Genomic DNA, 12778 nt, shown 5'->3' with positions numbered 1-12778 from the left:
TTTTACCATAAAAAACAAAAATTATCGATGTATATACACCGATAATTTTTGCTATCGTATTAGAATATTACGAAGTACCCCCTATGATAAAAACTATTTTGTATCAATTAATAATTCTTTTGGTTTCTTTCTTAAAATATTTGAAGAAGAGATTACCAATGCAATTGCAAGTACAATTGACATGAACAATACTACATAAAGAAGGGCTTTTGGATTAATGCTGACATCTAAACTTGTTAATGTCTTATTAAATCCGTCAACTTCAGCTCCGCCTCCTAATTTAGTTGATGCTGACTGTCTTGCGATTTGTTTTGCAATACTTCCTGTAACTTTTTGTAAAATACTGTTTCCAAGCATTTTTCCTGTATAACCTGCCAAGAAATATGAACCTATAAATGCCGGGATTGCAACGAAAAGCAATTCAATGGCAAATTGTCCGAATATCTTAGTTTTAGAAATTCCTATTGATAACAATACTGCAATTTCTTTCTTTCTGGCATTCATCCACAAGAATAATAGTAATGTAACTACTAAACCTGCAAATATTAGAGAACCTGCAAATAATTGATTTGCAATTGAATATATTCCTGAAATTGATTTTTGTAATGCAGGGAAGTTTGAAGAACTCTTAATTAAATTATAAGATCTCCAGTTAATATCCAATTTTTTAAGATCTTTTATTACTTGATCTAAATTTCTATTACCTTTTACAAAGAATGTTGCATCTTGGTATGTTGCTGTATCTTCAGTATTTCCATAAACTTTGGCTGCTGTATGAACATCTGTAATTAAAGTATTTTCATAAAGCTCTTGATTATAAGTTACAGCGCTTTTTCCATGTCCATCAAAAAGACCTTTAATTTCTACTTCTACAGTTTCATTTGCTCTCTTTTCATTATCTGCATCATATAAATTGGATTTTAATTTAATCTTATCTCCAACTTTTAAATTATTTTTTGCAGCTAAATCTTTATGCATTAAAATTTTATTTTTATCTTCGCTATTTAAATGTTCCCCTTCAACTAATTTATATGCTCCGGAAACAAATTTTGTTTCTTTTTGAGAACTGTTTACACCTGTTAACATAACTGCTCTTTTGAAGTTTTTAGCTCTTTCTGCAGATTCGTTTTGACCAGCACCCGGTGCTTGAACTATATCTAAATTGTCGTCAAGATTGGCAACACTGTTGATTCTTTTAACAAAATTATCCACATGTCCTGAATCAACAATTTTCTTGATGTCTTGACCTCTTACATTACCACCACCTCTGGCAGTACCTTGATTTACTCTTCTATTTATTTCCATTGTAAAACTGTTTGTAATATTTCCAAAAGTTTCTTCTGATGCCTTATTTGTAGCATCTTTTATAGATAAACTTATCAAGCTAAGTGCTGACATTGATAAGATAATTAATAATATAATTAATGATTTTAAACTCTTTCTGGTTACGTACGCAAAAGCATTTTTAAACATTGCTTACCTCCTAATTACTTTTTGTTACTTCTTTTAATCTTTTATTATTAAGCTCAAGTATCGTATCAGCTGCACTTGCAACTTCTTTACTATGAGTTACTACTATTACACATTTATTTCTCTCTTTTGCAAGTTTTTTCAATACTTCTATTATTTCTCCTGCAGTAGTTTCATCCAAGTTACCTGTAGGTTCGTCTGCCAAAATAACCGGTGCTTCTGATACTAAAGCTCTTGCAATAGCAACTCTTTGTTGTTGTCCACCTGATAGTTTCATTACATTTCTTCTAACTTGAGTTCTATCAAGTCCCAATTCAAGCAAGATATCTTCAGATGCTTTACTATTTACCAATCTGATATTTTCTAATGGTGATAGATAATCTATAAGATTGTAGTTTTGGAATACTAAAGATATATTGTTCTTTCTGTGATTACTATAACCTGCTTTTTCTATATTTTCGTTATTGAACAAAATTTCTCCGCTGTTCGGTTTATCTAAACCTGCTAAAAGTGAAAGCAAAGTTGACTTTCCTGTTCCTGATTTACCGATAATCGCATAAAATTTTCCAAGTTCAAATCCTTGATTTATTAATGATAAAACTTTTTCTTTTGAATTCGCATAACTATATGTTACATTTTTAATTTCTAATGTGTTCATTTATTTCCTCCTAGCTAATTTGTGATAATATTTCTTTTGGTTTCTTAATTAAAATCAATCCTGATGCAAAAACTACTGATAAAACAATAATTAGCAATAAAACTCCATAACTTTGTGCAAAAGTTATTAAACTGTTCATATTATATCCATTACTTACGAAATTGGATGTAATTGATGTAGTATCATCGGAACTAATCAATCCTCCGATAATTTGATTTACTACCAAATTTCCAAATATCAAAGATACCAGAATTGCCGGAATTGATATAAATATTAATTCCATAATAAATTGACCTATAATTTTTAATTTACTTACACCTATGGACAATAATATTCCGATTTCATAAATTCTTTCTCTTAACCATAATATCAATATCAATGAAAGAACTACAGAACCACCAATCATAATTGCAAAAGTCATTATTCTTATAATATGCTTAACTCCGCTTAATGACTCTAAAGCTTCTTTAAATGAGTTTGAATCCTTATCAACAGTATAAGTTTTTTCCCAATCTACATTAAGCTTTTTAACTTTATTTATTGCCTCGTCCATCTTTTCAGGAGTGCTTGTAAAAAATGTCATCTTATTTACAAGTTCTTTGTTTCCTTCAGCATTTAAAGCCTTTTGTGCTGAATCATAATCCGTAAACATCATATTTTCACTCAAGTCTGAAGACAATCCTGTTTGTGTCTCCTGTTTCTTTCCTGAAAAAATTCCAACAATTTCAAATTCAGTTTGCTTATTGCTTTTATCATTTTTATTTGGATCTACAAATTCTAAACTAATTTTATCTCCTAATTTTAATTTGTTCTTTTCAGCAAACTCCTCATGAACTAAAATCTTATTTTTATCATTTTTTTCAATATTTCTTCCCTCTTTTATTGTAAAAACTCCACTACTAAACAAAACATTTCTTTTTACATTGCTTGTAGCTTGAATTGATACAATATTTTTTAAGTAACTTGGAATATCATCTCTTGTGATTTGTTGCCCGCTGTCAACTGCATTTGTATTTGACAATCTTGCCAAGCCTTCATATTGAGTAATTATCTCTTCAATTTCCTTTATATCATTTATACCTTTTAACTCATTTCTATCAAAATATCCCTGACTATCCTTTCTGGCTATGGATGAAGATGAATTTGAAGACTTATACAAAGACTTCTCCAAACTAGCTCCTGATTTCAAAATATTTAGACAAGCGTATAAACATGAAAGAACTACTGTCAAAATAATAAAAACTATCAGAGTTCTATTCTTTTTTCTTAAAACATATGCTATCGCATTTTTTACCACTGTCCTATTCAGCTCCCCTCTCTCAAATTTATTTTAATTTCAAAGCATTTTCTTTACAGTAGCTATTTTAAACCAGATTTATGAAATATTTATGAAATGAAAATGAAATATTTATGAAATGAAAAAATTTTTTGATGCCTTTTATATTTTTTAAAATATTTCTTTTAAAATTTGAAGATTATTTTCTTTTGACGTTAAGCTCCTAATCGAAGATTATTCCCTATACGTCATTTCGAGCGAAACGAAGCGTAGCTGAGTGTAGTCAATCTAGCCCTAACTTAGATTATTTACTTGTAAATAATATATAGTAGGTCTGACGCAAAGATTGTCCAAATCTTTGATTTTGATACAATCGACTGCGGAAATCTCATACTTTTAATTCAGTATTATTGACTACAAATATTTAATTCATAATAAATGGGCTTTATGAGATCTCTCCACTCCGTTTCACTCCGGTCGAGATGACGTGTTAGATGCTTTCCCTATGCAACATACTATGACGTGATGCTTTTTGTTTTCTATGCATTTTTTAGTTATTTTTGAAGATTATTTTCTTTTAACGTTAAGCTCCTAAACGAAGATTCTTACTTATACGTCATTTCGACTGTAGCGAAGCGAAATGGAGAAATCTCATTTGATTGTTTACTTGTAAACAATCAAATGTAAATATGACACAAAGATTATCCAAATCTTTGATTTGGATACAATCGACTGCGGAAATCTCACACTTTTAATTCAGTATTATTGACTACAAATATTTAATTCATAATAAAGGGGCTTTATGAGATCTCTCCATTTCGCGTTGCTCCAGTCGAGATGACGTGTTGGGGGATTCACTTTGCTTGTTGCTATGACGTGCATTGTTTATTTTTTAAATATTATTTACACAAAAAAAGAATACTCTTAAAAAGAATATTCTTTCATAAAACTTTTATTTATTATTCCATAATTTTCTTTAGTATTTCTCCAATATCTCCGTCAATACAAATGCTTCTGTCTTTTATTTGTTCAGGGTAAAATGCTTCTTTATAATTAATACAGGCATAAATTGAATTTTTATTTTCCATAGTCATTTGCCAAAAAGGATATTTTATTATTACAGGAGTATTATTTCCAACACCCAACTCTAAAAAGAGTATATGTTTATCTTTATACTTTTCAAGGAAATTATAATATTCTTTCGATGCTTTATACCAACCTTCATCTTCGACAAAGGAAGTATCAGCACGAAGATTCATTGTAACATCAGAGCCATCATCAGGACATTTTGGAATCATATCTGTAGGAATTTTCATTGATATTTCCCTATTTTCAGGGATATCAAAAATACCTTCTTCATTTTTCTTAAATCCTTGAACTTCTATTGCTTTCATAACCCATTCTTCATTATCATAGGTCTTTTGATTTTGTGGATTCACACTTTGAAATAATCCATAATCTCCTTGAGTATAGAAAAGTCTTTTTTTATCAAATCCTGCCCTTTGAAATTGATGATCTACATTTGTAGTAATAACAAAATATTCTTTGTCCTTTATAATGGAAAACAAATCTCCGTAAACCGGTTTTGGTGGTTCGATATATCTATTAAAATATATATGCCTTGCCCACCAAGCCCAAAGTGTTTCTCTATCCGGAAAAGGATAAAACCCACCTGAATACATATTACTTATTCCAAATTTTTTTGAAAAATCAAAGAAATATTTTTCAAATCTCTCTCCACTATAAGTCAAACCTGCCGAAGTTGAAAGCCCCGCTCCTGCTCCTATTACAATCGCATCTGCATTTTCTATTTCATTTTTTAAAAATTCAATCTTTTCCTTATTTAACTCACTTTCAGAAGTTATATTTTTCCCAACAGTCTTTAATCCCTTAAGTCCCATTTGAATACTTTCTCTGTATCCATCTGTTTTATTATAATTTTCTTTCATATTTTGCCTACAAATCTAAAATCCTTTTATATTCTCTTATATCGGGCTCTTTTCTATCTATGCACCATTCTTTTATAACTTTTATAAGTTCGGATTTATCTTCTATAAATGTTTGATATACCCCGCCATTTTTTTCTATTTCAAAAATATAAGAATCTATTTCATTTGAAATTTTCTTACTAAATAATGATGAAAAAAATCCCTTATTTTTATAACAAGGAGTACATTGTATAAAATTACTTTGTTTTCCATCAGTTTCATACCAAATGGTAATGAATGTTAGTCCTCCATTTTCATTTACTCGGTCAATATCATTAAATTTTTCAATAAAGTTTTCAATATTTTCCCAATCACATTCGAAGTCGTCTATGCTTTCTGTTCTACATTTTAATATGTCAATCCCTTTACAAAAAATTGCATCATTACTTTGAAGATTATAAATTCCTACACCATATTCATCTGCAATACTTTTTACAAATTCCAATGCCTCATCTTCAACATTGTATGAGAATGCACAATATACTCCATTCTTTCCTAAGCTATAATCAGTCAAATGATTTTCTGAATCCTCTGTTGCATAGGCAATCTCATCAGGCAAAGCATACTTCCCACTTATTGGTGGAAATTTTTCAAACATCTTTTTAACCCAACAGGATATTACATCAGAACAGCCATCCAAAGATTCATAATCTTTATTTTCTTTATTTTCTTTATATTCTGTAAACTCCTCCTGATATGCAAATACATCCAAAGAAGTTTTTATCTCTTCTCTTTTTTCAAAGACAAATAAATCAAAACTCATAATTATCTCCTTTTTAAAATAGTATAATCATTAGTATTATATCATTTTTTCATAATATTTTTTATCTTCGTCTTTGAAAACATTAAAAATAATCCTATCCATAGCTAAAGGGTGTTCTAAAACCCACTTTTTAGTTGTATCAATTGCAATCTCTGCTGCTCTTTCCTTTGGAAAACGAAATTCTCCTGTTGATATACAACAAAATGCTACACTTTTAAGTCCATTTTCTAAACACATATCCAAAGTTTTTTCGTAACAGTCAGCTAATTCTTTTTCAAGCTCTTTAGTAAGCTCTCCATAAACAATTGGACCAACTATATGAATTACTTTTTTTGAAGGCAGATTATATGCATCTGTAAGCATAGGAACAGCAGTAGGCTGTTCATAATCTTGACCATATTTTTTCTTAAGTTCCTGCATTTTTTCGTTACATTCTGCCCTTAGTTGAATTCCTGCAAAAGTATGTATTTGATTATCAATACATAGATGCATTGGAGCCCAACATCCAAGCATTATTGAATTCGCCGCATTAACTATAGTGTCAACCTTAAGTCTTGTAATATCTCCTTGCCAAATGGAAAAAACATCTTTAATAATTGGAATATCCTTAAGCTCTACAATTTCCTTTTCTTCTGCACAAAGTTTTAAATATTCATCTTGAACTTTTAAAACTTCATCATCCATTTTTCTTGGTATACGGATATTCATAAGAGAACGTAAAACTACCTTTTTTTGAGTTTCATCTTCAGGAATTTCCATATTTTTATAATTATCCGAATCAGCTATAAATGCTTTTACTAAAAAATCCAACATTTGATATTTGTTTTTATTCATATAATCACCCTCCTTTTACTATATTACCCAAATGAAATATCTATAATTCTATTTTTACATCCTAAACTAGATATATGAAATATTTTTGTAAATTTAATAGTTAAGGGGCTTTAGGAGATTTCCGGAGTCATTGTTTCAAATAATACAATAACTCCGTCAGACCTACTATTCTTTGCAAGCACGGAGCTTTAGGAGATCTTTCGACTCCGTTACACTACGCTCAAGATGACGTGTTTGGGGATTTACTTTGCTTGTTGCTATGACGTACAACATTTTACTTCTTATAAATTTTTAAACAATTGAAGTTTATTTACTTTTAACGTATAGCTCCTAAACAAAGCATTCTTCTTTATACGTCATTTCGACCAAAACGAAGCATAGCTGAGTGTAGTCAATCTAGCCCTAACTTAGATTATTTACTTGTAAATAATCTATAGTAGGTCTGACGCAAAGATTGTCCAAATCTTTGATTTGGGTACAATCGACTGCGGAAATCTCATAGTTTTGCTTGTTTACAAGTAAAACTAAATGTATCGTAGAAAATATCATAATTTTACTTCTTATTTTCAACAAAAAAGAATACTCTAAAAAAGAATATTCTTTCATAAAATCTATCGAATTATTTATTATTACAAATCAAAAATACTTAGTTGTTTGGATATTTCTTTTTCTTCAAATGTATTTAAATAACTAAAAATTTTATTATAATCATACATAATTTTTTCGTTTTCACAGAAGTCTCGAAAAATTTTCATAAGTCTATAATTATTTTTACTGTTAATAACATAAGAATTACCAAACTCTCTAATATATCTATCTTTAAGATATGGGAAGTGTTTATCTAGTTTAGAATAAAAGTATTCCCTATTTCCCTCTCGCAAGGTAAGTCCCATTCCAAAGCAGAGAATTCCTTTTACCTTTGCCTCTTTGCAATAATTTAAAATGCCAATAACATTTTCTTCTGTATCATTAATATATGGTAAAATCGGAGTCATCCATACTACCGTAGGTATTCCTGCTTCTCTTAATTTAATCAAGGTTTCAACTCTTTCCTTTGTAGTAGAAACATTTGGTTCAATTATCCTACATAATCTTTCATCATAGGTTGTGAGTGTCATTTGAACAACACATTTTGTCTTGGAGTTAATCTCTTTTAATAAATCCAAATCCCTGATTATATTTGATGACTTTGTAATGAGTGTAAGTCCAAAACCATATTTATTTATTATTTCTATTGCTTGTCTTATATAATTCAGTTTTAATTCCTCATTAATGTAGGGGTCAGTCATTGACCCCATACCTATCATACATTTTTTTCTTTTTCTTTTAAGTCTATCTTCCAAAAGCTCTATTGAATTTTCTTTTACTTCAATATCTTCAAAACTGTGATTCATCTGATAACATTTACTTCTTGAATCGCAATAAATACAGCCATGTGTACAACCTCGAAACAAATTCATTCCGTTTTTAGAAGATAATATTCCTTTTACTTTTACAAAATGCATCCTAATCCCTTTTCTATTTAGAATTAATTTTTACAATTCTTTTGATGTGCTTTAAGTTTCTTAATCGCCCAATCATAATGACTTGAAGTGGCACTTACAAAATATGAACCTAATGTACTCCCTCCAACCCATTTAAAAATATTTTTAGAAAACAATTCATCATTTGAAAACTTTTCAGCCAAAACTAAAACATCCTTATGAGATTTATTAATCATTTTCTTTGCCTCTTCTAAAGGTGTATTTTGATGTTTTTTCCAAAATTCTACATTCATATCACCATAGGTTTTCCAATTATAAGGCTTTGGTATAAAGGGCTTTTCTTCCCCATTTTGATTGGAATTTACCCAATTTAAAATTAACATATGCCATTCATATAGATGAATTAAAATATCTCTTAAATTTTTATCCCTTTTCCAATGTGCTTCTTTCTTTTTTTCGTCAGCAGAAAAGTCAAAAGGAGTATTCAGCTCTTTTTCTGACAATTTAGAAATCAATTCATTTAACTTTTCATAATTTTCTTTTGCGCTAATAATTAAATCTTCTTTAGTAGTTGGTCTAGCCATAATAACCCTCCTTATTTTATACTATATATTAATTATACAAAAGATTACCTGACACCTCTTGTCATATTATATATTCTAGACATTTTATTTATCATATCTCTAATATTATTTCTAATTTCTATCGGCTCTAAAACTTCTACGGATTCTCCAAAAGAAAAAATATAATTATAAAGATTATAATCATTTGGTAGCTCTATTTCTGCATATAAATTACCTTCTTCATCTTCTTTAATATCTCCCATTTCATCATAAACTCTAAAAGCCACTTTCCTGTCAAATTTTAACTTAACATAGACAGTATCCTTATACTCCATTTTTTTTATTAGAACAACATCTTCATAACTATCTTCAAAATTTTCATCAAGAATTTTTAAATCCCTAATCCTTGATAATTTAAAATATCGAAATTCGTTTCGAAGTAAACAAAAGGTATAAACATACCAATCCCAACCCTTAAATAAGAGTCTAATCGGCTTTACTTCTCTACTTGTCTCTTTTTCATTGCTTGAAAAATATGTAAAGCTAATAATATTTTTATTTATAATTGCTGATTTTATATCATTAAACAATTCGTCATATTCATTACCCCTTTGCCAATTTGTAAAATCAACTTCAATCCAATTTGTATTTTTAATTTTGAAAAAGGCAGACAATTTTGTTAAAAGCTCATTTTCATATTGTTTATTTATTCCCTCTAAACCTTTTAATGCAACTAAAATCTGTTCCTGCTCTTTTTCAGAAAGCAAAGATTTTTTTAATACAAAATCATCTGCTATCTCTATTCCTCCACCTTTTCCCTGTGTGGCATAAATCGGGATTCCAGCAGAGCTAATCACATCAATATCTCGATATATTGTCCTCACTGATACTTCAAATTTTTCAGAAAGTTCATTTGCTGTAACTTTTCCCTTTTCCAAAACATAATATAATATTCTAAATAATCTACTATCTCTCATTTCTTAACATCACCTATGTCTATTATATCACAACCTGACATTTTTTGTCATATTATAAAATTTCAAAGACAAAAAAACAGTAAACTTTTTTGGTTTACTGTCCCTGTATTAGTTATATTTAGTTATTGTTGTGACAACCGGGATTTAGGAATTTCTTATGTTCTTTACATTCCAATTCATCAAATGTCTTCCCAAATGTCTGTATAAAAAAGTCTTGATGCCTGATAATTCCTGATGATGATTTTTCAATAATTCATCCGGAGAATCATATACTCCAAAATCCTTAGTTATTCTCTCGCTTTGTATATATGTGTTGTTTCTGTCAAAATCAATTATTGGATGCTGAAAATCCTTTACCGCAACACCATATCCACAAAAAAATCCTGTGCAGTTTGCAAATCGTTTCTGCAACTTGTATAAATATTTTTTATCCAGTATAAAAGCCTCCAGTTCATACCATTTATCTTCAAAATACACTTCAACCCAACTGTGAAATATATTCTTTGGTGCATTTTTATAAACAAATCCACTCATTGCACCTTTTTGTAGTTGTTTATCTATGGTAAATCCATGAATTCTGCAAGGAATTTCGCATGCACGAAGCAATGCCATAAAAAGAGTTCCTTTTGTATTGCATTGACCATATCCATCCTTTAGAACTTTAGAAGCGGAGATGCTATCATCCACATTGTACCCAAATGCTATCTCATCTCTTACGAAATTATAAATAGCTTTAAGACAGTCAAATTTATTTTTTTCTTTCCAACATTTCATCTCTATTAACTTTTGAATACTCGGATTTGAAAAATCCAGCATTTTAGTTTCTTTCAAGTATTGATTCATTTTAGTTTCCTTCACAAACTTTTTATTTTATCTCTTTTTTGCCTTATACTATTCCATTTTTAAGATATGTTTCTATATCAGCTTTGTAATACTTGACAGTTTCCTATAAAGTTTAAAAACCCATCGACAATTTTTTAAATTTCTCTTACCATTTCTTTTGGAAAAAGATCAAAAAGTTTTTCCATAAATAATTCTAAGTCTTCTATATCATTACTTTTTACAATAATTTTGCTATTATCATTACATTTAAAAATGTAACCAAAATATTTACCCTTTACAAAAAGTGAGTTTATCAGCATTGGCTCTATCTCATATATATCAGAAAAAAATAATTTCTTTTCTTTATTATTTCTTTTGAATATAATGCCATTTTCGAAAAGAACAATCTCAGTCCATAAATCAAATTCTGTTGGTAATATAAACTTTCTACTACTTTTTGCTATAAACAGCTCTTTCCCAAGAGTTTCAGAATTTAAGTTATTATCATCATTTAAATTTAACCTTTTTAAATTATATTTTTTTGCTCTTAGTGGATTAAACATTAAATATAAAAATACAAATCCTAATAATACTAATATTCCTAAAATAATAAACTTATCCATAAATCCCCCATTAATTTAACTTCAAATGAATAACCTTTGTCCTATTCCATTTATCTGAAAAATACATAAATATTTTAGTTATTAATTTTGCATTTGAACAAATTTTTAATGCTTTTTCATAGAATCCTTGAACTTCAATTAATTTTGTTCCGGTAATATCTGCAAATTCATTCACATTGTCAATACTAAAATACATTTGTGCATTTACATTTCCCGTTTTCTTAACATATTTATTCGCAACTTCCAGCCCTTTAGAATTTGTTGCATCAAACACCAATTCTCCTTTAGGAAAAATATACTTCATTTTTTTTATCATATCTACAATTTTATCTTTATAAAAATATTGATAAACACCTGAAACAGCAATCATGGTTGGTAAATTAGTATCTATTTCTTTTATCCATTCAAGAGTAAACATATCTCCGGATATCAGTTTTTCATTTTCTGAATTTCCAAGCACTCTTTTTCTAATATCTATAACATCAGGTAAATCCACTTGATAAAAATTAGCCTCTTTATTATTAATGCGGTTATAGGCAGTCTCTAAACCTGCACCTAAAAATACAATATTACAATTCTTGTTTTCCTCAAGAAACTTTATTATCTTTTTATCTATTACATCTTGTCTGCATACACTTGCCATATGAAAATATTCACTGGCATTTTTTTCAATAAGATTTGTAGGAATATACTGCTTTAATGACAAGGCTTTTTTATCATAGAAAAATTCCGGAAAATTCTCAGATACATATATTCTTGCAACAAGAGGAATATATAAAGTATCTTCTACACCGCTTAGTAAATTATCCATACTCATACCTCCTTTTAAATTATAATCCTTTACTATATTTTACTATAATTTGATATTATCTTTCAAGTATAATTGAACAATCTCACTCATAGTCAAAACATCAATAAAGATTTAATTGCAAAGCGATATAATTGATTTTTTATACAAAAAAGGAGAACATCTTAAAAGATGTCCTCCAATTAACAACAATCTATGCTGTATTTTTTATCTCTTCTTATTTAAAAGTTTTTGAAATCTTATATTTCTTCTTTTCTCTTTCTTCTAAATACTGAGAATAAAGCTGTTCCTGATAATCCCAATAATACTGTGTATAGTGCTGAATTACTTCCTGCTCCTGTCTTTGGTATTCTTGGTTTTGGTGTTCTTACATTTGTTACTACAAATCCTTCTTTTGCATTTCCTGTTATTACACTCTTATATCCATTTCCTACCGCTTTTTCCTTAACTGTATATACTATTTTCTTTCCGTCTTTATATTCGTCAAGGTCTGTGAAACTTCCTGTCCAGTT

13 protein-coding genes are annotated in these 12778 nt (G+C 28.8%); all 13 read right to left on the bottom strand.

Annotation, left to right across the window (positions count from 1 at the left end):
- Positions 1–93 precede the first annotated feature (93 nt).
- The gene (locus tag ACMX2D_RS06925; RefSeq protein ID WP_009447543.1) at positions 94–1473 is read right to left on the bottom strand and encodes an ABC transporter permease; all 1380 of its coding nucleotides are present in this window, start codon (positions 1471–1473) and stop codon (positions 94–96) included.
- 10 nt (positions 1474–1483) lie between these two features.
- Positions 1484–2128 (bottom strand): ABC transporter ATP-binding protein, encoded by a 645-nt coding sequence (locus tag ACMX2D_RS06920; protein ID WP_009447539.1) that lies wholly within the window; start codon positions 2126–2128, stop codon positions 1484–1486.
- 10 nt (positions 2129–2138) lie between these two features.
- The gene (locus ACMX2D_RS06915; protein WP_414971809.1) at positions 2139–3425 is read right to left on the bottom strand and encodes an ABC transporter permease; all 1287 of its coding nucleotides are present in this window, start codon (positions 3423–3425) and stop codon (positions 2139–2141) included.
- 938 nt (positions 3426–4363) lie between these two features.
- The gene (locus ACMX2D_RS06910) at positions 4364–5353 is read right to left on the bottom strand and encodes an SIR2 family NAD-dependent protein deacylase (protein WP_414973291.1); all 990 of its coding nucleotides are present in this window, start codon (positions 5351–5353) and stop codon (positions 4364–4366) included.
- Between the two features lie 7 nt (positions 5354–5360).
- Positions 5361–6155: a hypothetical protein gene (locus ACMX2D_RS06905; protein WP_414973290.1), complete on the bottom strand. Its 795-nt coding sequence runs from the start codon at positions 6153–6155 to the stop codon at positions 5361–5363.
- 36 nt (positions 6156–6191) lie between these two features.
- Positions 6192–6989 (bottom strand): protein-ADP-ribose hydrolase, encoded by a 798-nt coding sequence (locus ACMX2D_RS06900; RefSeq protein WP_414973289.1) that lies wholly within the window; start codon positions 6987–6989, stop codon positions 6192–6194.
- A gap of 629 nt (positions 6990–7618) precedes the next feature.
- A complete protein-coding gene (locus ACMX2D_RS06895; RefSeq protein ID WP_414973288.1) occupies positions 7619–8494 on the bottom strand; it encodes an SPL family radical SAM protein in 876 nt (291 codons plus the stop codon).
- 23 nt (positions 8495–8517) lie between these two features.
- Positions 8518–9057: a ClbS/DfsB family four-helix bundle protein gene (locus ACMX2D_RS06890; RefSeq protein ID WP_269722701.1), complete on the bottom strand. Its 540-nt coding sequence runs from the start codon at positions 9055–9057 to the stop codon at positions 8518–8520.
- Between the two features lie 44 nt (positions 9058–9101).
- Positions 9102–10013, bottom strand: a complete 912-nt coding sequence (locus tag ACMX2D_RS06885) for a helix-turn-helix transcriptional regulator (protein ID WP_414973287.1) — start codon at positions 10011–10013, stop codon at positions 9102–9104.
- Positions 10014–10157: 144 nt separating this feature from the next.
- Positions 10158–10856: a transglutaminase-like domain-containing protein gene (locus tag ACMX2D_RS06880; RefSeq protein ID WP_414973286.1), complete on the bottom strand. Its 699-nt coding sequence runs from the start codon at positions 10854–10856 to the stop codon at positions 10158–10160.
- 134 nt (positions 10857–10990) lie between these two features.
- Positions 10991–11458: a hypothetical protein gene (locus ACMX2D_RS06875; RefSeq protein ID WP_414973285.1), complete on the bottom strand. Its 468-nt coding sequence runs from the start codon at positions 11456–11458 to the stop codon at positions 10991–10993.
- Between the two features lie 10 nt (positions 11459–11468).
- Positions 11469–12269, bottom strand: coding sequence for a class I SAM-dependent methyltransferase (locus ACMX2D_RS06870; RefSeq protein ID WP_414973284.1), 801 nt, complete (start codon positions 12267–12269; stop codon positions 11469–11471).
- A 236-nt stretch (positions 12270–12505) separates the two neighbouring features.
- Positions 12506–12778 (bottom strand): Cna B-type domain-containing protein (locus tag ACMX2D_RS06865; protein WP_414973282.1); only part of this gene is annotated, 273 nt, incomplete at its 5' end.

This window comes from Parvimonas oralis (assembly GCF_047608425.1).
Classification (GTDB): domain Bacteria; phylum Bacillota; class Clostridia; order Tissierellales; family Peptoniphilaceae; genus Parvimonas.
This window is presented reverse-complemented; position numbering and strand designations above follow the sequence as displayed.